General features: G+C 66.5%; 23 protein-coding genes and 1 pseudogene. 9 read left to right on the top strand and 15 right to left on the bottom strand.

Translation table 11 applies throughout. The annotated features are described in order from the left end of the window. Nucleotides 1-74: 74 nt before the first annotated feature. The gene (locus ACWDTP_RS06685) at nucleotides 75-1,259 is read left to right on the top strand and encodes an ABC transporter substrate-binding protein (RefSeq protein WP_450017852.1); all 1,185 of its coding nucleotides are present in this window, start codon (nucleotides 75-77) and stop codon (nucleotides 1,257-1,259) included. Here the strand turns inward: ACWDTP_RS06685 and ACWDTP_RS06680 are convergent. Then, nucleotides 1,249-1,845 (bottom strand): MerR family transcriptional regulator, encoded by a 597-nt coding sequence (locus tag ACWDTP_RS06680; protein ID WP_450017804.1) that lies wholly within the window; start codon nucleotides 1,843-1,845, stop codon nucleotides 1,249-1,251. The two genes, ACWDTP_RS06685 and ACWDTP_RS06680, sit on opposite strands and share 11 nt — an antisense overlap. A gap of 308 nt (nucleotides 1,846-2,153) precedes the next feature. Here ACWDTP_RS06680 and ACWDTP_RS06675 point away from each other — a divergent pair, with 308 nt between their 5' ends. Next, nucleotides 2,154-3,422, top strand: a complete 1,269-nt coding sequence (locus ACWDTP_RS06675) for an MFS transporter (RefSeq protein ID WP_450017802.1) — start codon at nucleotides 2,154-2,156, stop codon at nucleotides 3,420-3,422. Here ACWDTP_RS06675 and ACWDTP_RS06670 read toward each other — a convergent pair. From ACWDTP_RS06670 to ACWDTP_RS06645, 6 genes are all read right to left on the bottom strand, one after another. Next, nucleotides 3,407-4,627, bottom strand: a complete 1,221-nt coding sequence (locus tag ACWDTP_RS06670; protein ID WP_450017850.1) for a low temperature requirement protein A — start codon at nucleotides 4,625-4,627, stop codon at nucleotides 3,407-3,409. The genes ACWDTP_RS06675 and ACWDTP_RS06670 overlap by 16 nt on opposite strands. Nucleotides 4,628-5,049: 422 nt before the next feature. After that, the gene (locus ACWDTP_RS06665) at nucleotides 5,050-5,673 is read right to left on the bottom strand and encodes a twin-arginine translocation pathway signal (RefSeq protein ID WP_450017800.1); all 624 of its coding nucleotides are present in this window, start codon (nucleotides 5,671-5,673) and stop codon (nucleotides 5,050-5,052) included. Beyond that, nucleotides 5,670-6,560, bottom strand: a complete 891-nt coding sequence (locus tag ACWDTP_RS06660) for a hypothetical protein (protein ID WP_450017798.1) — start codon at nucleotides 6,558-6,560, stop codon at nucleotides 5,670-5,672. Before ACWDTP_RS06660 ends, ACWDTP_RS06665 begins: the two co-directional genes overlap by 4 nt. A 125-nt stretch (nucleotides 6,561-6,685) precedes the next feature. Further along, entirely contained in the window at nucleotides 6,686-8,161 is a 1,476-nt protein-coding gene (locus ACWDTP_RS06655) for a FadD3 family acyl-CoA ligase (RefSeq protein ID WP_450017796.1), read from the bottom strand. A gap of 38 nt (nucleotides 8,162-8,199) precedes the next feature. Next, nucleotides 8,200-9,390 carry an amidohydrolase family protein gene (locus ACWDTP_RS06650; RefSeq protein ID WP_450017794.1) on the bottom strand — a complete coding sequence of 397 codons (1,191 nt, stop codon included), beginning with the start codon at nucleotides 9,388-9,390 and terminating at the stop codon, nucleotides 8,200-8,202. Nucleotides 9,391-9,426: 36 nt separating this feature from the next. Beyond that, nucleotides 9,427-10,995, bottom strand: coding sequence for an AMP-binding protein (locus tag ACWDTP_RS06645; RefSeq protein ID WP_450017792.1), 1,569 nt, complete (start codon nucleotides 10,993-10,995; stop codon nucleotides 9,427-9,429). Nucleotides 10,996-11,051: 56 nt separating this feature from the next. Between ACWDTP_RS06645 and ACWDTP_RS06640 the strand changes: the two genes are divergently transcribed. Further along, entirely contained in the window at nucleotides 11,052-11,768 is a 717-nt protein-coding gene (locus ACWDTP_RS06640) for an enoyl-CoA hydratase/isomerase family protein (protein ID WP_450017848.1), read from the top strand. Nucleotides 11,769-11,786: 18 nt separating this feature from the next. On the opposite strand, the gene ACWDTP_RS06635 is transcribed toward ACWDTP_RS06640, so the two are convergent. Beyond that, nucleotides 11,787-12,773 (bottom strand): sulfotransferase family protein, encoded by a 987-nt coding sequence (locus tag ACWDTP_RS06635; RefSeq protein ID WP_450017790.1) that lies wholly within the window; start codon nucleotides 12,771-12,773, stop codon nucleotides 11,787-11,789. A gap of 342 nt (nucleotides 12,774-13,115) precedes the next feature. Then, nucleotides 13,116-13,646: pseudogene (locus ACWDTP_RS06630) on the bottom strand (VOC family protein). A 55-nt stretch (nucleotides 13,647-13,701) separates the two neighbouring features. Here ACWDTP_RS06630 and ACWDTP_RS06625 point away from each other — a divergent pair. Both ACWDTP_RS06625 and ACWDTP_RS06620 read left to right on the top strand, forming a co-directional pair. After that, on the top strand, nucleotides 13,702-14,133 hold the full coding sequence (locus ACWDTP_RS06625; RefSeq protein WP_450017846.1) for a Zn-ribbon domain-containing OB-fold protein: 432 nt from the start codon (nucleotides 13,702-13,704) through the stop codon (nucleotides 14,131-14,133). A 15-nt stretch (nucleotides 14,134-14,148) separates the two neighbouring features. Continuing rightward, entirely contained in the window at nucleotides 14,149-15,294 is a 1,146-nt protein-coding gene (locus tag ACWDTP_RS06620; RefSeq protein ID WP_450017788.1) for a thiolase family protein, read from the top strand. Nucleotides 15,295-15,372: 78 nt separating this feature from the next. Here ACWDTP_RS06620 and ACWDTP_RS06615 read toward each other — a convergent pair whose 3' ends face one another. The 5 genes from ACWDTP_RS06615 to ACWDTP_RS06595 all read right to left on the bottom strand — a co-directional run bounded on the left by ACWDTP_RS06615 (nucleotide 15,373) and on the right by ACWDTP_RS06595 (nucleotide 18,647). After that, the gene (locus ACWDTP_RS06615; RefSeq protein WP_450017844.1) at nucleotides 15,373-15,651 is read right to left on the bottom strand and encodes a cytochrome C oxidase subunit IV family protein; all 279 of its coding nucleotides are present in this window, start codon (nucleotides 15,649-15,651) and stop codon (nucleotides 15,373-15,375) included. A gap of 13 nt (nucleotides 15,652-15,664) precedes the next feature. After that, nucleotides 15,665-16,285 (bottom strand): cytochrome c oxidase subunit 3 family protein, encoded by a 621-nt coding sequence (locus ACWDTP_RS06610; protein WP_450017786.1) that lies wholly within the window; start codon nucleotides 16,283-16,285, stop codon nucleotides 15,665-15,667. Between the two features lie 10 nt (nucleotides 16,286-16,295). Continuing rightward, entirely contained in the window at nucleotides 16,296-17,045 is a 750-nt protein-coding gene (locus ACWDTP_RS06605; protein ID WP_450017784.1) for a hypothetical protein, read from the bottom strand. Then, a complete protein-coding gene (locus tag ACWDTP_RS06600) occupies nucleotides 17,042-17,791 on the bottom strand; it encodes a hypothetical protein (protein WP_450017782.1) in 750 nt (249 codons plus the stop codon). Before ACWDTP_RS06600 ends, ACWDTP_RS06605 begins: the two co-directional genes overlap by 4 nt. Before the next feature lie 250 nt (nucleotides 17,792-18,041). Beyond that, nucleotides 18,042-18,647 (bottom strand): TetR/AcrR family transcriptional regulator, encoded by a 606-nt coding sequence (locus tag ACWDTP_RS06595; RefSeq protein WP_450017781.1) that lies wholly within the window; start codon nucleotides 18,645-18,647, stop codon nucleotides 18,042-18,044. Nucleotides 18,648-18,838: 191 nt separating this feature from the next. Here ACWDTP_RS06595 and ACWDTP_RS06590 point away from each other — a divergent pair, with 191 nt between their 5' ends. From ACWDTP_RS06590 to ACWDTP_RS06580, 3 genes are all read left to right on the top strand, one after another. After that, on the top strand, nucleotides 18,839-20,128 hold the full coding sequence (locus ACWDTP_RS06590; RefSeq protein WP_450017779.1) for a cytochrome P450: 1,290 nt from the start codon (nucleotides 18,839-18,841) through the stop codon (nucleotides 20,126-20,128). A 253-nt stretch (nucleotides 20,129-20,381) separates the two neighbouring features. Next, on the top strand, nucleotides 20,382-20,768 hold the full coding sequence (locus ACWDTP_RS06585) for a hypothetical protein (protein ID WP_450017777.1): 387 nt from the start codon (nucleotides 20,382-20,384) through the stop codon (nucleotides 20,766-20,768). A gap of 3 nt (nucleotides 20,769-20,771) precedes the next feature. Then, nucleotides 20,772-21,200: a hypothetical protein gene (locus ACWDTP_RS06580; RefSeq protein ID WP_450017775.1), complete on the top strand. Its 429-nt coding sequence runs from the start codon at nucleotides 20,772-20,774 to the stop codon at nucleotides 21,198-21,200. A gap of 1 nt (nucleotide 21,201) precedes the next feature. On the opposite strand, the gene ACWDTP_RS06575 is transcribed toward ACWDTP_RS06580, so the two are convergent. Continuing rightward, the gene (locus ACWDTP_RS06575) at nucleotides 21,202-21,600 is read right to left on the bottom strand and encodes a hypothetical protein (protein WP_450017773.1); all 399 of its coding nucleotides are present in this window, start codon (nucleotides 21,598-21,600) and stop codon (nucleotides 21,202-21,204) included. A 184-nt stretch (nucleotides 21,601-21,784) separates the two neighbouring features. Here ACWDTP_RS06575 and ACWDTP_RS06570 point away from each other — a divergent pair, with 184 nt between their 5' ends. Then, entirely contained in the window at nucleotides 21,785-22,297 is a 513-nt protein-coding gene (locus tag ACWDTP_RS06570) for an Rv2253/PknI dimerization domain-containing protein (protein ID WP_450017771.1), read from the top strand. The last annotated feature ends 4 nt before the right edge of the window (nucleotides 22,298-22,301 follow it).

The raw sequence follows: 22,301 nt of genomic DNA, 5'->3' as shown, positions 1-22,301 counted from the left end.
GAATTCATACGATGAGCCATGCCTTCTGCGATCACGGGCGGCGGCGGGTACCGATTGCGGGCACCGATCCGACGATGAAAGCCCCTGCCGGATATGCCGGATTCGCCCTCGCCGCATGCGCGACGCTGGTGGCGGCCTGCACCGGCCCACAACAGCCCCCGGGCGGCGCCCCGCCCGAGCTGAAACCACCGAGCACGCTCGGCGACGGCGAGGGACAGCTGAACCTGGTCGCGTGGGCGGGCTATGCCGAGGACGGGTCCCATGACAAGGCCGTCGACTGGGTCACCCCTTTCGAGGCGCGGACCGGCTGCCAGGTCAACGTCGAGGTCGGCAACACCTCCGACGAGATGGTGCGGCTCATGCGCAGCGGCCGGTACGACGGCATGTCGGCGTCCGGGGACGCCACCTTGCGACTGATCTACGCCGGCGACGTCGCGCCGGTGAACACCGACCTGGTTCCCAACTACGAGACGATCTCGTCGTTCCTCAAGGACCAGCCGTGGAACTCCGTCGGCGGCCAGATGTACGGCATCCCGCACGGCTGGGGCGCCAATCTGCTGATGTACAACGTCAACGTCGTGCGCGATGCGCCCAATTCATGGGCCGCCGTGTTCGACGACGCGGGCAAATACCCGGGCCGGGTCACGGCCTACGACTCCCCCATCTACATCGCCGACGCCGCGCTGTATCTCTCCAAGACCGAACCCGATCTCGGTATCACCGACCCGTATTCGCTGACCTCCGAACAACTCGATGCCGCGACCGAATTGCTCAAGGCGCAACGGGTGAACATCGGCGAATACTGGTCGGACTACACCACGGAGGTGCGGGCATTCGAATCCGGCACCGCGGTGATCGGGACCAGCTGGCAGGTGATCGCCAACACCATCGGTGCCGACAACAAGGTCCAGGTCAACACCGTGCTGCCCAAAGAAGGCTCGACCGGCTGGTCGGACACCTGGATGGTGTCGTCGAAGGCCACCCATCCGAACTGCATGTACGAGTGGATGGACTGGATCACCGCACCGGAGATCAATGCCCAGGTCGCCGAGTACTTCGGGGAGGCGCCCGCGCAGGCCGAGGCCTGCGTCCACACCAGCCAGAAAGACTTCTGCGACATCTACCACGCGACCGACGCCGAGTTCGCCGACCGGATCCACTACTGGACCACCCCGCAGACGAAATGCGTCGACGGCAGCGGCGAGGACTGCACGGCCTACAGCGAGTGGGTCGACAGGTGGCGGCAGATCAAGGGTTGAGCCGCCGCGTCACCGCCCGCTCGAAGCGGCCGGAGACGACGGCGCCGGCGAGCGCGGCACCATCGGCCCGCGCCGCATCCTGCCCGAGTGCGGCGATCGCCAGGCCGGCCAGATCGTCGACGGCGGCCGCGGTCGATCTGGCGACCCGGACCACGGTGTGCACGCAGCGGGGCTGATCGGCGGCGTCGGCGACCATCGGGCCCAGCCTGGGGTCGGTCATCATCACGGTGTCGTCGACGATGCCGGCAAGACCGAGTTCGACCAGCGCCCGCGCGTCGTCGGCCCCGGCGTCGATGTCGAGGGCGAACGTCTGCGCGGCCGGGCCCATCGTCCCGATGCCGAGGATGTCGGCGAGGTCGCGGCCCCGGCGCAGAGCGGTGAAGAACTCGGCAATGTGCGCCGAACTGAAGCCCTTGGCCAGTAGCTGGCTGATCGCTTTCAACTGCTCGAGGTGCGGCTCGCCGTAGTAGGCCGAACGCCCGACGCGGCGCGGCGGGTCCAGCAGACCGCGCTCGCGGTACGCGCGGATGTTGCGGGCGCTGACACCCGACAGCCGTGCGAGGTCTTCGAGGCGGTACTCAGTCAATCTGAGGCCCTCCGTGTCGGCTGGGACCGACATCCATACCGACACCCCTCCCTTTATGGATCCGTGGGAGCGAATTTACCAGGACTTTGAAATATCGCCCGACGAGTCGCTCCGACTATGCGTTATCTGCAAGTATGCCGAAATCTGAGCGTCAGGTCGAACGCGACGCTTCGATTTCAGCCAACTCCCCGATCCGGCGGCCACCGCCGCGGTGAGAGAGTTCACCCTGTCCGGATTGGATCTGCGGGCCGTCGGTGGGCGACGATGGACCAGGACTTCGAGACAATCTGATCAGCGAAAGGCTCCGCGTGCGCCCCTGGATCGTCTGGGCCACCGGACTACTCGCCTACATCGTCGCGGTGCTCGACCGCACCACCCTCGGGGTGTCCGGGCTGCAGGCCGCCGACAGGTTTGCCGCCAACCCGAGCGTGCTGTCGACGTTCGTCGTCCTCCAGGTGATCGTCTACGCGGCGGCCCAGGTGCCGGCCGGAGTCCTGCTGGACCGGTTCGGGTCCCGGGTGCTCATCGTCTGCGGTGCCGCGCTGATGGCGACCGGGCAACTCGTGCTGGCACTCAGTGAATCGCTGCCCGCGGCACTCGCCGCCCGCGCCATCGTCGGCCTCGGCGATGCGATGACCTTCATCTCGGTGCTGCGGCTGGTCCCACACTGGTTCAAACCCGCGCAGGTCCCGCTGCTGACCCAGCTGACCGGTATCTGCGGTCAGCTCGGCCAGGTGTTGTCGGCGGTGCCGTTCCTGGCCCTGCTCACCGGGGCCGGTTGGACGCCCGCCTACCTGTCGGTCGCCGCGTTCGGTGTGCTGGCGATGGCGCTGGCCGCCGCCGTGGTCCGCAACACGCCGCACGGCCGGGTGGTGAGCTCGGAGTCCACCAGCGTCCACGACATCCTGGTCAGCGTGAAGACCGTCTGGCTGCGTCCGGGCACCCGGCTGGGATTCTTCACCCACATGGGTACCCAGTTCTCGGTAACGGTCTTCGCGCTGATGTGGGGCGTTCCCTATCTGACTGTGGCACAGGGGCTTTCGACGACAGCGGCGGGTTCGCTGCTGACCGTCTCGGTGCTGACGGCCATCTCGGCGGGCATCGTCATCGGCGTCTTCACCGGGCGTCACCCGCATCGCAGGTCACGCCTGGTGCTGGCGATCATCGCGAGCAATGCGCTGATCTGGACCGCGGTGCTGGCGTTGCCGGGCCGGGCACCGCTGTGGCTGCTGGTGATCCTGGTGGTGGTGATCTCGGTCGGCGGCCCGGGTTCGATGGTGGGATTCGACTTCGCCCGCACGTTCAATCCGAGCGCCACCCTCGGAACGGCCCAGGGCATGGTGAACATGGGCGGATTCCTGGCCGCGCTGCTGGTCATGCAGGCCATGGGGGTGATCCTGTCCCACGCGGGCAGCTACTCGTCGGAATCGTTCCGGCTGGCCTGGGCGGTGCAGTACGCCGTGTGGATCCTTGGCACCGGCGGAATCCTGATCACCCGCCGCAAGGCCCGGCGGGTGATGCGCGACGAACAGGAGCGCATGCTGCTCGAGGGGTTCGAGGCTCACCCCTCGCGCTGAGCGGCCAGCCTCCGGGCCACGATCACGCCGGCATGCCGATGCCCGACGACCTCGAAGCCGACGACCACGACCAGGGGCGCGGCCGTCACCACCAGCAGGCACAGCGGCACCGAGATTCCGGCGGCCGCCATGGCGATCGCCGCGGCCAGCGCGACGGCGGCGGCGACCAGCAGCGCCGTGTGGAACAGGTCGATGTCGCCCGCCAGCAGCGAGTAGATGACGAACATCGACAGGATGTAGGTGGCCACCGGGACGGCGACCGCGAGCACGGTGGCCACCGCACCGAGGTGGGAATGATGCTCGATGTAGTAGGCCGCCACATGCAGCCCGGCCCCGGTCGCCACGATCGACGCGTACACCAGCAGATGCAGATATCCGTACCAGAACGACAGCCTGCGGTGCGCGTGCAGCAGTTCGGCGGCGGGCACCAGGAAGTACACCCACCACATCCCGAAGGTCAGCCCGGTGCCCGCGACCACGAGCAGGATCGCATCGGTGCTCCAGCCGTGTTCGCCGACCGCGGCGGTCAGCGACGCCACGGTGCCGACCACCCCCTCGCCGAGCGCGATGATCGTGAGCAACCCGTACCGTTCGGCGATGTGGTGGGCATGCCACGGGGTGCCGTCCCCGCGGCGCTCGGCGAGCAGCGGGCCGGACACCTCGACCACCACCAGGACCACCGCGGTGAGGAAGAAAACCAGCACCGAGGTGCTCGCGAAAATCTGGACAATCCAGCCGATCTGGGCGACGGTGATGGCACCCGCGTAGGTCAGACACGCCGACCGGTGCCGCGGGTCCTGCCCGGCCGCCCGGAGCCACTGCGCCACCATGGCGATGCGCATGACGACGTAACCGGCCACCAGCACGGTGTTGTCGACGTGGCCGCCGTGTTCGACCGAGGCGAACATCTGCGGCAGACCGAGCGCCAGCACGATGACGCCGACCATCTGCAGCATGGTCGTCACCCGGTACACCCAGTCGTCGGTGTCGAAGGCCGAGGCGAACCAGGTGAAGTTCATCCAGGCCCACCAGATCGCGAACACCGCGAATCCGAAGCCGACCAGGCCGGCCCCGATATGCCCCTCGGCCATCAGGTGGGAGAGCTGAGATGCCGCGACGCCGAAGGCGATCACGAACGTGAGATCGAACAGCAGCTCCAGCGGGGTGGCCACCCGGTGCTGTTCATGCGGATCGCGGCCGGACATCCGGCTGAGCCGATGCGCCCGCAACGGGAGTCCCGGTTCGCTGTCCTTCACCCTGGTGTGTCCTTTCCCGATCCGGCCCGGTGGTCGCGACGTTCCGCCACACACACAACCGCTCTATTTCACCGCACCGCGGGCCGGGGCACAGCGTTGCGGCCGGATCCGGCGGTGGGTAGGTGGCAACGCAGTTCGGGCTGAACCTCCCGGGTGAGTTCGCCGTATATCGAGACATGGAGCCGTTTGTCTTACCGCCGTGCCGGTCCGAACGTGACCGTTACGGCGCGCTGAGACGGACCGTGCGATGACCGCGCTGGTGGTGACCGGGGTGTCGATAGGCCTCGCGCTCACCGCGGTGGGTCTCTACGAATTGCAGGCCCGCCTGGAGCGCTGGGACTGGGACCGGCACGCGGAGGACTGAGGGCGGCTCACACCGGGTCGAATGTGGAGATCAACCAGTTGCCCTCGACCCTGGTCAAACCCACCTTGACACTGCTGGCCGCAAACGCCCCGTCCGGGTTCTCCTGGCTGGTCGTGGTCTGGTTGATGAACAGCAGCACCACCGCGGAGTCCGGTTTGAGTTCGGATACCGCGCCGTTGACGACCTTGGCGGTCGTCTTCACCTGTTTCTGCTGGGCGGCCGGTGTGACCACCTTGGTGGTGAAATCGGTGTAGTACGACAGGAAATCGCCGGTCAGGTGCGACTTGGCGTTGGCGAAGTCCTTGTCCAGGCTTTCCGGCGCGTAGGACAGCAGCGCCACGGTGCCGTCGGTGGCCGCCTTGACCGCGATCTGCTGTGCCGCCGCATCGACCTGCCGATCCGGCCGGTACTGGGTGAAGTACAGGACGGCGGTCACCGCGGCCGCGGCCACCAGCGCCACCGCGAGCAGGATCGGGATCAGCCTGGTCTTGCCGAGCACCGGAGTCCTGGCGGCCCCGGTCTCGGTCACCGGTTCGCCGCCGGCCTCGGGTGCCTCGGTGTCGGCCGCCGTCGCGATCGGTTCGTCGGCCGGATTCTCGACGAGTTCGGCGTCGCTGCGTTCCCCGGTCATGGCACGAACTCGACTTTCGACATCTTGAGCTGATCGCCGTCACGGACGACGGTCACACTCAGCCGCCAGTTCCTGGGGTCCTGTTTGGCCCCGGCGGCGTTGGTGATCTCTGAGCTGGCGGCGACGAGCACGACCGCGGAGTCGTCTTTCATCGATTCGACCGCCGTGGCGTTCACGGTGGCCTTGGTGACCACCTTCGACGTCTCGGCCACCTTGGTGAAGTCGGCCGCCGACGCCTCGAAGTCCGCCCGGAAGTCTCCGGTCGAGCTGTCGATGATGCGCTGGACATCCTCTTTCGCGTGGTTGTAGTCCAGCGACATCAATGTCACGGCGCCCTGGCGCGCGGCCGCCGCGAACTCCGCGGTACGCCGTTGCTCAGCCTGGTTCTCCCGGTGCTGCCAGACCATCCAGCTGCTCGCCGCGAGCAGTGCCGCGATGACGAGGATGACGAGGCAGCCCGCCGCCAGCTTCACGTGCCGAGCCGCTATCCGTGGGCGCCGCCTGGTGTCGGCCGCCTGCTCTTCGGGGATATGTGCCTGCGGCTCGGACCCGATGTCCTCAGTCGGGCCGGGTTCCTCGGTGACCTCGGTGGTGACGTCGGTTGCCGCGGACTCGGTGATCTCACCGTCGCCGGCCTGCGCATCGGACGGTTCGTCGGCCTCGGGCAACCGGCGCGAGGCGGCCTGGTTGCGCAGGCGGACCGCGCGCGCCCTGGCCCGCGCGGCGACCGCGGCGGCCTCCGCCTCGTCGGCCTCGGCTTCGGCCTGTTCTGCCAGCGCGAGGGCATCGCTCGGCGACAGGTCGTCGTCAGCCACCTCGTCGCCGGTGGCGGGTATCGACTCGTCGCCGGTGGCGAGAATCGATGAAGAAGGCTTGCGGGAGGGCATGTCGACCTCCTTTTCCGGTGAGCAGCCTGCTTAATGAGAATCACGTTATCAGTTTTGGAAAGTGGGCCGACCATACATCGTTTGTTCCAAGCATTTACATGTGGTATTTCCTGCGGAAACGCTGTTTACACGCTGTGACGGGCACCGGTGCGGAGACGATCCTTCATCACCTTGCCCGTGGCGTTGAGGGGTAGCTCCTCGAGGAACTCCACATACCGCGGGACCTTGTAGCCGGCCATGCGCTCACGGCTCCAGGCAATCAGATCCTCGGCCGAAATGGAATCCCGACCCACCGTGCCACCCGGCTTGCGCACCACGAACGCCTTGCCGACCTGCCCGAGCCGATCGTCGTCGACGCCGATCACCGCGACCTGGGCGATATCGGGATGTTCCAGGAGGAACCCCTCGATCTCGGCCGGGTAGGCGTTGAATCCGCCCACGATGAACATGTCTTTCTTCCGCCCGACGATGCGCAACCGTCCGTTGGCGTCCAGCGAGCCGAGGTCGCCGGTGTGCAGCCAGCCGTCGGCATCGACGGCCTCCGCGGTAGCCGCCGGATCGTCGAAGTAGCCCTGCATGACGCTGTACCCCCGGACCAGGACCTCACCGTCATCGGCGACCCGGACCTCGATGCCGTCGCACGCGGTGCCCACCGTGGTGGCGATGTCGGTGAACGAGTCCCCGGGCCGGGACAGGGTCGCGGTGCCCGCCTCGGTGAGGCCGTAGCCGGTGGCCAGGGTCTGGAACGGCAGTTCCTCGTGGATCCGGCGCACCAGTTCGACCGGGATGTCGGCCGCACCGGTGACGCCGGCGCGCAGGGTCGCCAGTTTGGTCTTGTCGGCGATCTCCAGCAGCGAGTGATACAGCGTCGGCGGACCGGGGAGCATCGTGATGCGTTCGGCCGCAATGAGTTCTACGACGGTGTCGATATCGAACACCGGAACCGGCAGCACGGTCGCGCCACGGATCAGCGAGGCGATGCACCCCGCCTTGTAGCCGAAGGTGTGGAAGAACGGGTTGACGATCAGGTACCGGTCACCCTCGCGGAGGTCGGCCAGATCGCACCATTCGGCGTAGAGCCGCAGCGTCTGCGCGTGGTTCATCATCACCCCCTTGGGCCGCCCGGTGGTGCCCGAGGTGTAGATGATGTCGGCGATATCCGAGCCGTCCAGGCCGGCGGCCTCGAACGGCTTGCCGCAGGCCAGGAAATCCGATTTCAGCTCGATCGCAGGTACCCCCGGCGCCACCTCGAACGCCTGGCCGAGGAAACCTTGTTGCCGCAGAACGACTTTGGCTCCGCTGCGGCGGATCACGTCGGCGGCCTCCTCGGCCTTGAACCGGGCGTTGACCGGCACCACGACGGCACCACAGGTCAGTGCCCCGAACGCCGCGATCATCCACTCCGCGGAGTTCGGGGCCCAGATCGCGATCCGGTCACCGGCTTCGACGCCCAGCCCGTTGAACGCGCCCGCGGCGCGTCGCACCCGATCGGCCAGGTCGACGTAGGACAGCCGCAGCGGGCCGTCGACGACGGCTTCGGCGTCGCCGAACCGGTCCGCGGCGCTCAGGACCATCTCCGGGATGGTCCGCCACGACGGCACTGTTTCTTCGGCGCTGTTCCTCAACGGGCGCGGGCGGCCTAGGTCGTCACGAGGCGACCGAGGTTGCCGCCCATGATCTTCGCCTGGTCCTCGACGGCGAGGTGCTCGAGCGCCGTCACGTAGTGCGTCGGCTCGGCCAGCCCCTCCGGATGCGGCCAGTCCGAACCGTAGAGCACCTGGTCCACCCCGATCAGGTTGATCAGGTCGTCGATGCCCTCCTCGTAGAACGGGCTCACATAGATCCGGTTCTTGATCTCCTCGATCGGGTTGCCCACGAACGCTTCCGGCGCCTTCTTCCACACCTCGGCCATCGAGTCGAGCAGCGGGAACATCCATTTCGACCCGGCCTCGACGATGCCGACCTTGAGCTTGGGGTGCCGGAACAGCCCGCCGTGGATCACCCAGGAGGCCACGGCGTCCTGGATCGGGCGCCACTCGTTGAGGATCGACATGGCGTTGGTCTGGAACGGCAGCATCTCCTGCGCCGCGCCGTCCCATTCGGAGGTGTAGCGCGAGTACCCGCTGTCCGAGGAGTGCATGCCGACGAAGATGTCGTACTCGACGCACCGCTCCCAGAACGGGTCGAACTCGGGCAGCGCGAACGAACGCGGGCCGCGGAAGCCGGGGACCGGAGCCGGCCGGATCAGGATCGCGCGGGCGCCACGCTTGACCGCCCACTCCAGTTCCTCGATGGCCTTCTCCACGATCGGCAGGGTGATCACCGGGGTGGTGAAGATGCGGTTCTGGTAGTTGAAGCCCCACACCTCGTCGAGCCACTGGTTGAGGGCGTGGATGATCACGTGGATGGCGACCGGATCGTCGGACAGCCGCTCTTCGATCAGGCTGGCCAGCGTCGGGAACATCAGCGAGCGGTCGATGCCCAGCTCGTTCATCTTCTCCAGCCGCGGCTCGGGCTCGAAGAACGCCGGAATGGCGCGCATCGGCTCACCGAACAGCTCACGCTTGCTCTTCCCGTCGGGGTTGCCGAACTTGAAGTACTCCTCCCAGGCGCCCGGCTGAGCGACCACCGAGAAGGTGGGGTTGGGGATGTAGTTGCTGATCTGGCCCTTGAGCGCAATCTTGGTGCGGCCGTTGATCTCTACGTACTGGACGATGTCCTTGTACTCCTTGGGCAGGTACTTGGTCATCGCCTCTGGCGGCTCATACAGATGGTTGTCCGCGTCGAACAGCGGAAACGGAATGTCGACCCGGTGCGACAGTTGCCCCATTGAGATGCTCCTTTTCGGTTCTTGAGAATCATATTCTCATACGGCGAGGGCTGCAATATCCGCACGTATCCGGAACTTCTGCACCTTGCCGCTGGCCGTGCGCGGAAAATCGTGCCCATCGGGGATCTCGTGCAGTTCTTCCGGCCACTTCTGCCAGGCCATCCCGCTCCGGCGGAAGTGCTCGCGCACCTGTTCCAGGCTCGGCATGGCCCGGCCCGAGCGGATCCGCAGCACCGCGGCCACCCGCTCACCCAGCCGGGCATCGGCGGCGGCCACCACGGCCGCCTCGACCACCTCCGGCATCGCCAGCAGCACCTCTTCGACCTCGAGTGCGCTGATGTTCTCGCCGCCGCGGATGATCAGGTCGGCGGTGCGGTCGGTGATGGTCAGATAGCCGTCCTCGTCGAGGGCGCCGACATCGCCGGTGCGGTACCAGCCCTCGTCGTCGAAGGCCTTCGCGGTCAGCGCATCGTCGGTGTAACCCAGGCACAGGTCCGGTCCGCGGCTGAAGATCTCGCCGCCGGGACCCAGCCGGATCTCCACGCCCGGCCGCGGACAACCGTCCGTGTACAGCCTTTTGGCCTCGGGGGCGGACGGCGCCGAACCGGTGATCGACGGATGTTCGGTGCTGCCGTAGGACCGGAACACGAAGATCCCGAGGTCGGCCAGCCGGCGGGTCACCGCCGCCGGGACCGTCGACCCACCCAGGCCGACCGTGGTGATCCGGGCCAGATGGGCGTCGCTGAACTCCGGATGGTCCAGCAGGCTGGTGACGAAATACGGTGGGCCGCCGCCGATCGACAACCCGTCGCGCTCCATGAGCTCGAGGACCTTGCCCGGATCCCACACATCGCACAGATCGACGGGTGCGCCTTCCAGCACCGGGATGAGGAACGCCCCCACCATGCCGATGAAATGCCCGACCGGGGTCGCGGTGAGCTGCCTGCCCCGGTCCGGCGGATAGTTCTCCAGCAGCTGGCGGGTCTCGAAGCCCAGCGTCTGATGGCTGTGCACCACTCCCTTCGGATTGCGGGTGGTGCCCGAGGTGAAGGCGATCAGGGCGGGCGCCCCCGGATCGGTGGCGACCGTGCCGGCCATCGGCTGGTCGGCGAGCAGATCGTCGAAGGCGATGCACCCATGCCCGCTCTCGGCGGCCACCAGTCCGACGATCGGCACGTCGGCGCACAGATCAGGCTGGAAAGCCATGCGTCCGAAGCGTTCGGTGGTGATGAAGACCTTGGGTTGCGCGGTGGCCAGGATATGGTCGAGCTCGCGGCGTCCGTAGAAATGCACGATCGGCACGGTCACCGCACCGAGGAAGGCCGAGGCCCAGAACGCGGCCGCGGCCTCCATCCAGTTCGGCAGTTGCAGGGCCACCACGTCTCCTGGACCCACACCCCGCTCCCGCAACCCCGCGGCGAGCCGGCGCGCGGTCAGCTCGACATCGCGAAACGTCCCGGCATACGGCCGGGCCGCCGAGTGCACGTGGAATTCGGCGTCCGGGCTGGCCGCCAGCCCGTCGGCCAGCACCTGGCCGAGGGTTTCGGGAGTCCACCACCCTTCCTCGACATACCGTTTGGTCAGGTCAGGGGGGATGGCACGCACATCGGAGATGCTATTCTCATCTGGCAAGAATGCCAATACCGAAAGTGGAGAACGCCATGGTGGACCTGGAGCTCGACGGTGAATTGGCAGTCATCACCATCGACCGTCCGCACGCCCGCAACGCCATCTCACTCGACACGATGGACGAGCTGGACAAGGCGCTGGACGGAGCGGTGGGGGCGTCGGCATTGGCCATCACCGGCGCCGGGGACCGGGCGTTCGTCTCCGGGGGCGACCTCAAGGAACTCGCGGCGTTGCGCACCGAATTGCAGGCCTCGTCGATGGCTTGGCGGATGCGGTCGATCTGTGACCGGATCGCGGCCTTCCCCGGCCCGGTCGTGGCGGCGTTGAACGGTCACGCGCTCGGCGGCGGAGCCGAGGTGGCGGTCGCTGCCGATATCCGAATCGCCGCCGACGACATCAGGATCGGCTTCAATCAGGCGACGCTGGAGATCATGCCGGCGTGGGGCGGGGCCGAGCGGCTGGCCGCCCTGGTCGGCCGCGGCCGGGCGCTGCTGCTGGCCGGCACCGGGCGGGTGCTCGGCGCCGCCGAGGCCGAACAGGTGGGACTGGTCGATCAGCTGCTGCCGCGGGCCGAGTTCGCCGACGGCTGGCGCAACACCGCCCGACTGCTGGCGCGCCGCCCGGCCCGCGAGATCAAGCGGGTGGTGGCGGGTGTCCCCGCGACCGAGGCGGTTGCCGCGTTCGCCCGGCTCTGGGTCGCCGACGAGCACTGGGCCGCCGCGGAGCGGGTCACGCGCAAGACCCCGTGAGATCGGCGGGACCGGGCGCTACGCCCAGGTCCCCTTGCGGCCGTGCGCGAACGCGAGCGCCTCGAAGACGGGCCGCAGGAAGGTCCGCGACAATCGGTACGGCAGATTGAAATGGCCGTCGAAATCGGCAAAGGTCTTCCGGAAGCCGTTCTCACAGGCCTGATACGCCGTAAAGACCCGGTCCACGGTCTCCTCGTCGAAGGGTTCGTCATGCGCGGCATCGCGGAACGCGGTGAACGTCGTCGCGAGCCAATCGGCTCCGAACGGCTCGGTCACCGGACCGCACTGACGCTGACGCCGCAAGCCCGGCTCGAGAAAGCTCTCCACCCCCACCTCGTCGCTGGTGTCGAGATCGACGGGCAGGACATCGGAGATCCGTTTCACCTCCCGCCGCCAGTCGTCGAGGAAGTTGGAGTACTCGACGAATACCCGTGGCATACCCCGTGTTTCGCGTTCGGCGAGCAAGTTGTATTTCAGCCACAACGCACCGGAGAGCTGCGGCGAGGCACCCATGAACTTCGACAGTGAGGCCTTGACCTCCTCGGGGTCACGCACCGCGATGACGGCCGAGACGTCGAATCCGGCCTGGCGCGCCGCCTCGAACCACATATCGGCCAGAACCGAGATGTGCAGCACCTTGATGACCACCACCGGCGCCGCGGGCAGCGTTTGCAGGTAGTCCCGGATCTTTGCGACGAACCCGGCGGTCTCCCGCGCGCTCAACGCGCCCGGCTCCTTGAGCCGCAGCGTCGGGTCGAAGTAGCTGCTGCGGTGTCGGTAGAGGAACTTCTCGTTGAGGAACAGGCCGTCGCGCGGCTCCCAGTAGCCGCGCGGGTTGTTGTCGTCGGCGCCCAGCATGCCCGGCGGAATCGCCGCCCCGCACAACGACAACACCCTGGTAAGCGCCGATGTCCCGGACCGACCCATCCCCAGCACGAACAAGATCACCGGACGGCTGCCCGATTCCCCTGCGGCCGGCGTTGACGGGTACGAGCTGTCAGTCATGAACCCCCCGATCTCGCGCATCCAGACTGCACAAGCTTTGCGACACCAATTAAACTCACGGCGACCAAAACGCTATCCTCGACTCATGTTTGCCGCAAGCGAACGTTAGCTGGGTATCGCCTGACCGTTTTGCCGGTGAGCGGTGCAGCTACCGGGGCGGACATCCGCCGGGAAAGAGCCGGCACCCCGTGCGGATTTATGCCGGCGTCGTCAATTAGACCGGCGGAATGCTCACCGACTAGGTGTGATTCGGCGCCCAGCCTGCGACGCGGCGCCGGCCGCGGCCGCGCCGAAGCCACCCACGGTTCCGACCGCCGGCCGACGAGCGCGTTCCTGGCAACCTCAGGTCATTTCCCGCACCGGGTCGGTGCCATCCCAGTCGGTTGCGGCCCGGAGCACGAACGCGGCCATACCGGCCGAGGCATCGGTGAGTTCCATGACTTCGACGACAGTGGCGCCGGCCGGCGGTTCGAAGTAGGCGAAGCGAACGCCCTCGCCCCGGCCGCCGGACCAGGCCTTCGGCCAGCCGGCGTCGGCGAGCTTGGTCATCGCCTCATCGAAATCGGCTGCCCAGTAGGCGAGTTGATGGAACCCGCCGCCCGTGGCGGCCAGGAACTCGGTGAACACGCTCGGCGTGTGTCGTCAAGCTGCTGGATCAGCTCGACCTGCAGCTCGCCGCTGTTGGACAGGGCCAGCGACAGGGTGACCGCACAGGGCGCCCCACGGTAGTCGACCTGTTGGGTCAGCCCCCCGGATGACGAACCAGGGCCCGACCCCCATCGTCAGCCAGCGCGCGATGGCGTCGTCGAGATCGGGCACCACATAACCGATCTGACAGATCGGTCCCGGCAACACGGCGTCGGATCCACCCATTGGCCCCAGCCTGACGGTAACTGGTTCTCACTAGACGAGAATCTCATTTCCATATATCGTCAGCGATGTGTCAACACAGATTGCCCTGGCCCCGGAGATCTCCACCTGGCCGCAGGCCGAACCACAGCTGATCGGCAGCCGGTGCGCCGACTGCGCGGCCACCACATTTCCGGCCCAGACCCGCTGCCCCCGGTGCAGTGGTGCCAACACCGCCGAAACCCTGCTCCCCCGGCGCGGCACCCTGATCGCCTGGACCACCCAGGGATTCCCGCCCGGCCCGCCCTACAAGGGCCCGACCGGAAAAGATTTCGTCCCGTTCGGCGTCGGCCTGGTGCAACTGGGTGACATCGTCCGGGTCGAGGGACGGCTCACCGAGAACGACCCCGCCAAACTGCGATTCGGCCAGGACGTCGAGCTCACCATGATGCCGTTCGGCACCGACGCCGAGGGCAACGAGCTCGTGACGTTCGCCTTCCAACCCGTCTAGAGAGGCCGCGCCACCATGACCAACGACGTCGCGATCATCGGGGTCGGCATCCACCCCTTCGGCCGGTTCGACAAGACCGCCATGACGATGGGGGCCGAGGCGATCCAGGCCGCGCTCACCGATGCGAAGCTGGACTGGAAGGACATCCAGTTCGGCTTCGGCGGGAGTTATGAGGTGTCCAACCCCGATGCGGTCACCCGGCTGGTCGGGCTGACCGGCATCACCTTCACCAATGTGTTCAACGCCTGCGCCACGGCGGCGAGCGCCATTCAGCAGACCGCCGACACCATCCGCCTCGGCAAGTACGACATCGGCATCGCGATCGGCCTGGACAAGCATCCCCGCGGCGCGTTCACCGACGATCCGGCCAAGCTGGCCCTGCCGCAGTGGTACGCCGAGAACGGTCAGTTCGTCACCACCAAGTTCTTCGGGATGAAGGCCAACCACTACATCCACAAGCACAACATCTCGCAGGAGACCCTGGCCCGGGTGGCCAACAAGAACTTCCGCAATGGTGGCCTGAACCCGAACGCGTTCCGCCGCAAGGAAATCTCGGTCGACGAGATCCTCAACTCGGCGGTGCTGAACTACCCGCTGACCCAGTACATGTTCTGTGCGCCCGACGAGGGGGCGGCCGCGGTGATCATGTGCCGGGCCGATATCGCCCACCGCTACACCGACAATCCGGTGTACGTGCGGGCCAGCGAGATCCGCACCCGGACGTTCGGCGCCTACGAGGTGCATGCCACCTCGGCCCCGCTCGACGAGGATGTCTCGCCGACCGTGTACGCGGCAAGGGCCGCCTATGAGGCGGCCGGTATCGGACCGGAGGACGTCGACATCGCCCAACTGCAGGACACCGACGCCGGCGCCGAGGTGATCCACATGGCCGAGACCGGCCTGTGCGCCGACGGCGAGCAGGAGAAGCTGTTGGCCGACGGAGCCACCGAGATCCACGGGTCCATCCCGGTCAACACCGACGGCGGGTTGATCGCCAACGGCGAGCCGATCGGCGCGTCGGGGTTGCGGCAGATGCACGAACTGGTGCGCCAGTTACGCGGTGAGGCCGGCGATCGTCAGGTGCCCGGCAGCCCGCGGGTGGGCCTGGCTCAGGTGTACGGCGCGCCCGGCACCGCCTCGGCCACCATCCTGTCCCTCTAGTTTCCCCCGCGAGCAGACGCGTGCGTACCCGAAAACGGCCTTGATCGGGTACCGGAGTGTCTGCTCGGCAAGGAAAAGTCACCACAGGTAGATGCCGAGGACGGCGCCCCACAGTGCCACCAACCAGCTGTCGGTGGTCCACCGCAACCATGCCGGGGCCGACCGCACTTCCATGAAATACCGGATCACCAGCCGGCATTTGACCAAGCCGAGCACCAGCACGATCAGGGTGATCGGCGCGCTGGTCTCGGGGGCGCCGCCGCCACGGACCGGGCCCACCCACCACGACGTCAGCGTGAGCACGCTCAGCACCAGCCACACCCAGGTGACCAACCGGCTCTCCCGCCGGGCGTTCATCGACGTCACAACCTCACCTCAGCACGTAGACGAGCGTGAATATCACGATCCAGAGCATGTCGACCAGATGCCAGTACATGGCCCCGGTTTCCACCATCTCGACCCGGCGGAACCGCGGGTTACGCAGCTCGAAGTAGCTGACCCCGAGGAACACCAGCCCGAGCGCCACGTGGAACAGGTGCACCCCGGTCAGCATGTAATAGAACATGAAGAAGTCGTTGCTGGGGAACGTGCGGCCCTGACCGATCTCCGATGACCATTCGAATGCCTTGATCGCCATGAACAGCACGCCGCACAGGCCGCCGTAGACCGTCAATTTCATTGCGCGAGCGGGATCGCCGGCCCGGGCGGCCAGCACGCTGCGGGCGACGAACCACGAGCTGGCCAGCAGCGCCAGGGTGTTGATCACCCCGAAGTTGATGCTCAGATGCTGCTGCGACTCGAGGAACAGTTGCGGTTGCTTGGCGCGGTAGATCATGAAGATGACGAAGTAGCTGGAGAAGATGACGAGATCTCCGAGCACGAAGACCCACATGCTTCCGTCGCTCGGCAGGTGCGTCTTCGCCTTGGCCACAGCATCTTCCGGCGCGCCGCGGGTGAGGTTGCCCGCCGCGGACTGCTCGGTATCGGTCATCGGCAGGTCCTCAGTCCTGAATCTGTTCATCCGGGGCCTGCCGTTTGATGGTCATGAAGAGCAGGTAGATGATGCACATCTGCCACACCACGAAGACCACGGTGCCGATGTAGAAGCTGATCGAGCCGTTCCAGGCCAGCGGCCCGGACGGGAAGATGAACACCGGGCCGGCCAACAGCTCCGTGACGATCATCCAGATCGACATGTAGGCAAGCCATTTCGGTAATACACCGTTCCGGTCCAGAAATATCGCCAGGGCCAGCACCATGTTCTGGGTGCAGAAGCAGCCAAGCGATCCGACAAAGGACAGCAGTGCCAGGTCGTAGAGCATGGCGATGATCTGCGGGTCCCGATCGGGGCGGAATGCCGCCGCCAGGAACGAGAACGCCGCCATCAGGCAGCCCGGCACCGCACCGACCACCAGTGCCGCGATGTAGCCGTAGGCGAACACCGGTGCGACCGACATCCGCTTGATCTGTAGTGCGATAAGGCCGTTCGCGACGCCGGTGAAGCCGATGAAGAACATCAGCAATGCGAAACCGATCTGAATACTCAGCGCATTGCCCCGGAAGAAGGCGACGATCTCGTCGGCCCCGATATCGGGCCGCGGCGGCGGCATGACCCGGGTGAGCACGACGAAGATCAGTCCGAAGATGAGGTAGAAGATCGGGATGGTCCACCAGCAGATCCACTGGTCGATCTTGGGTCGGCGGGTCCAGTGCACTGCGACGTGGTCGGCGGCCGCCGCGGGCGCACTCACCGCGTCACCGGTTCCGGCGCATCGATAGCGGTCCGCTCCGGCGCCACCGGCCCCTTCTCCTCGGCCGCCTGGCGTCTGACCGCGGCCAGCACCACGACGAACATCACCGCGATGTTGAGCCCGAAGGCACTGAGGCGCAGCCAGAATGAGATCGCACCGTCCCAGGCCAACGGTCCGGTGCGGAAGACCACCGCGAACACCGCCGGCGTCATCGCCGCGGCGGTGAGGATGGCGAACGCCGCGACCCAGCGGCCGAAGACCGGGGGCCGGCCGGCGTCGAGGTAGATCGCCAACGCGAGACAGAGATTCTGCACGACGAACATGCCGACGGGTGCGATGAAGATGAGCCAGGCCAGATCGTTGAGCAGTTGCACGAGTTGCGGGTCGCGATCGGGCCGGAATGCGGCTACCAGCCACATGATGTCGGCGATGGCGAACATCGTCGCGCCCGTGGAGGCGGCGCCGATGTAGCTATAGGCCAGGACGTGGCTGGGTGTGGCCATCCGTTTCATCTGCACCACGATCACCATGAAGAACGGGATCAGCATGATCGCGCAGAGATTGAAGGTGATCATCGAGAACCGGATCATCGCCGCGTTGTCGGCATAGAACGCGGCGACCGCATCGGCGGACAGTTGTGGCGACATCGGCGGGAAGAAGCCGGGAAACGCCAGAAAAGCGATGAGCATGATGCCCGCGAAAAACGGGGTAAGCCACAGGCTTACCCACTGCGCCCTGGTATTCATCGGTTCGTGTTGCCCTTCCGCACCAGCAGGTGACTAGCCGATCGGCTACTTTGCGACGCTAGCCCCCGACGGCCGCCCCGTCAACGGCGCAGAGCGAGTGTCGTAAATAGTATTCTGTTATTGGAGAATGATATTTCCGGTAGGCTGACAGCGGCTGTCGATCGCCGAGCCGATACCGCACAGCCGACAGCAACGAACGGTCTGGAGCGCGATGAGGAATTCGGGACGCCTCCGCGCCGCCGCGACCGGATCAGGCCGATACGTCGAACGGCTGCGGTTCACCCTCCAGGCGGCGCAGCCAGTCCTCACAGAATTCGATCACCTCGGCGTGGCCGGCCGACATGCCCAGCGCCTGCTCCATGACCATCACGCGGGACACGCTGGTCGCGAAGATCGCCCAGACGACCGGGGGCACCTCCGAAACGTCGACGCCGTACCGGTCCAGCGCCGCCGTCATCGCTTTGGTCTGCCCCTCGCGAAACAGCTCCGCATAACGCCCGATCTCGGCCCGCAGCGCCTTGCGATGGTTGGCCAGGCCCATGATCTCCATGGTCAGACGCGTCGCACCGGGATCCGTCCCGAACCGCCACAGCGCCCACAGCGGCTGCGGCGAATCCAGCACCTGCGCCTGCACCACCAGCCCCTCCTCGGCGCGCCTGCGGAACACCGCGAGAAACAGATCGTCCATGGTGCGGAAGTAGTAGTGCACCAGCTGCGGTTTGAGGCCGGCCCGCTCGGCGACCCGGCGCGAGGTCACCGCCGCATAGCCCTCACCGATCATCAGCTGCTCGGCGGCATCGAGCAGGACGGTGCGATTCTTCGCGTCCGGCGCCCCGATTCTCCGCGACGATGCCATTGCCAGGCCCCTCTCCGCATCCGTCGCACTATCTGTCGGCCAGATCGTAGCGTCGCCCCGCCAGGTGATCTTGACCACAACTCTACCGCCATGCTAAGCAGATGCTCAGCATATTTCGGGTTTTCCCCTCTCGCGCGGTGCAGCCAACCGCGAAAACACCACAGTGCAAGCAGAACATGGAGGCAGCGCAGGTGACCGAATCCGCGACCGATTACGACAACATCGACTACTTCACCGATCAATCCCTGGTGCCCGACCCCCATCCGTACTTCGACCACCTGCGCAGCAAATGTCCGGTGGTCAAGGAACCCAACTACGGCGTCATGGCCATCACCGGGTTCGAGGAGGCCACCACGGTCCTCAAGGACACCGAATTCTTCTCCTCCTGTATCGCGGTGGCCGGCCCGTTCCCACCGCTGCCGTTCACGCCCGAGGGCTCGGATATCACCGAGCAGATCGCGGCGCACCGCGCGCAGATGCCGATGTTCGAGCACATGGTCACCATGGACCCACCCGACCACACCGACGCCCGTTCCCTGCTCAATCGCCTACTGACCCCGCGGCGGTTGAAGGAGAACGAGGACTTCATGTGGCGACTGGCCGACCAGTGTCTCGACGATTTCATCGCCGACGGCAAGTGCGAGTTCCTCAGCGCTTACGCGAAGCCCTTCTCACTCCTGGTCATCGCCGACATGCTGGGCGTACCGGAAGAAGATCACGAGGAGTTCCGCACGGTTCTCGGCGCGCCCCGGCCCGGGGCTCAGGTCGGCTCCCTCGACGGCGACCTCGTTTCCAGCAATCCGTTGGAGTGGCTCGACGAGAAGTTCATCGGTTACCTCGAAGACCGCCGAAAAGAACCCCGCGACGACGTCTTGACCGCACTCGCCACGGCGAACTACCCGGACGGTTCCGTACCGCCCGTCATCGAGGTGGTCCGGTCCGCGACCTTCCTGTTCGCCGCCGGGCAGGAGACCACCACCAAGCTGCTCTCGGCGTCGCTGAAGGTGCTCGGTGACCGCCCGGACATCCAGCAGGCCCTGCGCGACGACCGCAGCCGGATCCCGACCTTCGTCGAGGAGGCGCTGCGGATGGACGCCCCGGTCAAGAGCCAGTTCCGGCTGGCCAAGAAGGACACCAAGCTCGGCGACATCGATGTGCCGGCCGGCACCACGCTCATGGTGTGCCCGGGCGCGGTGAACCGCGACCCGGTCCGGTTCGAGGATCCGCACACCTTCAGCCTCGACCGCAAGAACGTGCGCGAGCACATCGCCTTCGGCCGCGGCGTACACAGCTGCCCGGGCGGCCCGCTGGCCCGCGTCGAGGGCCGGGTGTCGCTGGAGCGGATCCTGGACCGGATGGCCGATATCGGCATCGACGAGCAGTTCCACGGCCCCGCCGACGATCGTCGCTACAGCTACGAACCGACCTTCATCCTGCGCGGCCTGACCGAGCTGAACATCACCTTCAAGCCGGTGCGCTGACCGGTCCGCCGAGCAGATGAATAGCATCCCGGCCGCGCCGACCGGGATGCTATTCTCCACCTAGGAGAACCGTCCTCTCGCACCGCGAGTGCGAGATTCCGATTTCGGCTCGCTGGTGCCCGATCACGTTCTATGCTCGGCCGAGTAGCCGAGTCCTGGAGGGAACGCGTTGAGATCCGGTTTGCCGAGCGCTGCCATCAGTGCCGTACTGGTATCGGCCACAATCATTCTGGCCCCGCCCGCTGTTGCCGCCATGCCCTTCGGCAACTACAACATGAACATCCAGAATCGGCGGGACTTCCACACCTGGGTGATGTCGGCCGTTACCCCGTGCCGGGGAGACGAGAACGTGAAACGTCACGACTGCATCGAGCTCCAACTCCTGCCCCAGCCGATAGCCAAGGCACAGGAAGGCGTCGGCGAGGCCAATCTGGTGAACGGCCGCTACAGCGTGGCCTTCGATGATCCGTTCGGCCTGCGCTGCGGCGACATCTATTACGGGCCCACCATCCCCACTCACGACGTGTACAGCTGGGACGCCAACACCCTGGCCGGGGAGATCGTGTCCAGCTTCGACGTCGGCTGTGACAATGCGCCCGGCGGTTCGTTCACCTATCCCTTCACACTCACCAGGATGTGATCGATGCGGCCACCGTCAGCTGTGACCACAGCCGCCGCCGCGGTGGCATTGATCGGCGGCGGCCTGGCCGTCGGGGCGCCCGCCGCCGCCGAGGGCCCGGTTCTGCACCACGTCCGCTACACCGTGACAGCCGATGCCCCGTTCTGGGCCACCATCTACTACCGCGACGTCGATCCGCCGACCTGGTCCGACTACAGCCACAACCCCTACGAGTTCAGCCCCAGGGCCGACTCCGACATCGGCCCCGACCAACCGTGGGTACACGACACCATGCTCGCCGACCCCGATTCGTGGGCCATGGTCACCGTGCAGAGCGGCGACGCACCGAACATCGCGGCCCCGACATTCAACTGCACGCTCGAAGTGGACGGTGCGGTCGTCGATACCAACAGCGGCAACAAGGGCGCTCTGTGCTCACTGCGGAACTGGTGACTCAGGTGTCCCCGCGCCGCCACAGAGTATCGCCGTTCATCGGGACGCAGGTCAGGAACAGACCGTCGGGCGCCTGCGCGACCATGTTGAGTTCGGTTGGGCAGGGACTGTTCTCATCCCGAATGCCCGCCATCGGAGGGGACCGGAACCAGCGCGGTTCGTATCGGCGCGGCGAGCCGCAGAACACCAGTCGGCCGGGCCGAATGGACGGCCCCGCGACGGCGGTGCCGAAGACGAAGTACGTCGTGTTGTCGCAGGGCGACCCCAGCACGACGTTCGGCCTGATACCAGGGACGCAGAAGGCGTCATTGCAGGCCTGGGGTCCCGCATTCGCCTGCGGAGCGGCCAGCGTTCCGGCGACAATAGCTGACGCGGCCGCAACCACCACCGTCACTCGCACGTTGCCACTTTCCCACGCTTGAAAACTAAATTCTCGGATTCAGAGAAGAATACTCCATACATTCGACCGAGGACATAGCCCTGACACCGGCTCGACGACGAGGCGACCGATTCCACGGGGCGTCGTCTACGCAACTGATATTCTCTTTAACTGAGAATGGGCCTACCCAGCATAGGAGCGCCGGATGCCCGCTACCAAGCGAATCGTGGCCGCGGCGGCCGTCGCGTCGGCCGCCATGACCGGTCTCGGCGCCGGACCGGCCGGCGCGGACCCGACCACGGCCTGGGGCATCAACGGAACCTACGCCACGTCGGTCAACGGCGACTGGGCCAAGGTCAACGAACGCTATGAGGACCAGCCCTCGGAGCGCCAGACCTGGACGGTCACCACCCAGTGCGTCTCCCCCACCGATTGCTCGGGCACGGTCAACAGTGACGCCGGGTGGTCGGCGCCCATCTACACGGTGAACAGTCTGTACTACGTCAAACGGGCGGTGCCGCAGTGGCGGTTCTGCGCCGACGGCACACCCATCGAGGGCCTGCAGGTCTACAAGCTGTACCCGGTCGGTTTCGACGGACACGTGGACTTGTCGTCGAGCGAGTACACCGGCGAACAGCAAACCACCGGCCCGAGTGGATCCTGCGGCCGCAATCAGTGGCCCGCCATTCGGGCACCGTTCTACATGAAGAAGATCTAGCGAA

This window comes from Mycobacterium sp. NPDC003449 (assembly GCF_053588415.1).
The sequence above is the reverse complement of the archived record's forward strand: the minus strand, read 5'-3'. Positions and strand labels throughout refer to the sequence as shown.

What these genes read in the sequence shown, in the direction of transcription:
- ACWDTP_RS06580 (WP_450017775.1), top strand. Translation starts at nt 20,772, where the DNA reads ATGCGGCCACCGTCAGCTGTGACCACAGCCGCCGCCGCGGTGGCATTG.
- ACWDTP_RS06635 (WP_450017790.1), bottom strand. Translation starts at nt 12,773, where the DNA reads ATGACTGACAGCTCGTACCCGTCAACGCCGGCCGCAGGGGAATCGGGC.
- ACWDTP_RS06615 (WP_450017844.1), bottom strand. Translation starts at nt 15,651, where the DNA reads ATGAACGCCCGGCGGGAGAGCCGGTTGGTCACCTGGGTGTGGCTGGTG.
- ACWDTP_RS06640 (WP_450017848.1), top strand. Translation starts at nt 11,052, where the DNA reads ATGGTGGACCTGGAGCTCGACGGTGAATTGGCAGTCATCACCATCGAC.
- ACWDTP_RS06600 (WP_450017782.1), bottom strand. Translation starts at nt 17,791, where the DNA reads ATGAATACCAGGGCGCAGTGGGTAAGCCTGTGGCTTACCCCGTTTTTC.
- ACWDTP_RS06670 (WP_450017850.1), bottom strand. Translation starts at nt 4,627, where the DNA reads ATGTCCGGCCGCGATCCGCATGAACAGCACCGGGTGGCCACCCCGCTG.
- ACWDTP_RS06665 (WP_450017800.1), bottom strand. Translation starts at nt 5,673, where the DNA reads ATGACCGGGGAACGCAGCGACGCCGAACTCGTCGAGAATCCGGCCGAC.
- ACWDTP_RS06685 (WP_450017852.1), top strand. Translation starts at nt 75, where the DNA reads ATGAAAGCCCCTGCCGGATATGCCGGATTCGCCCTCGCCGCATGCGCG.
- ACWDTP_RS06585 (WP_450017777.1), top strand. Translation starts at nt 20,382, where the DNA reads ATGCCCTTCGGCAACTACAACATGAACATCCAGAATCGGCGGGACTTC.
- ACWDTP_RS06595 (WP_450017781.1), bottom strand. Translation starts at nt 18,647, where the DNA reads ATGGCATCGTCGCGGAGAATCGGGGCGCCGGACGCGAAGAATCGCACC.
- ACWDTP_RS06620 (WP_450017788.1), top strand. Translation starts at nt 14,149, where the DNA reads ATGACCAACGACGTCGCGATCATCGGGGTCGGCATCCACCCCTTCGGC.
- ACWDTP_RS06650 (WP_450017794.1), bottom strand. Translation starts at nt 9,390, where the DNA reads ATGGGGCAACTGTCGCACCGGGTCGACATTCCGTTTCCGCTGTTCGAC.
- ACWDTP_RS06570 (WP_450017771.1), top strand. Translation starts at nt 21,785, where the DNA reads ATGCCCGCTACCAAGCGAATCGTGGCCGCGGCGGCCGTCGCGTCGGCC.
- ACWDTP_RS06610 (WP_450017786.1), bottom strand. Translation starts at nt 16,285, where the DNA reads ATGACCGATACCGAGCAGTCCGCGGCGGGCAACCTCACCCGCGGCGCG.
- ACWDTP_RS06660 (WP_450017798.1), bottom strand. Translation starts at nt 6,560, where the DNA reads ATGCCCTCCCGCAAGCCTTCTTCATCGATTCTCGCCACCGGCGACGAG.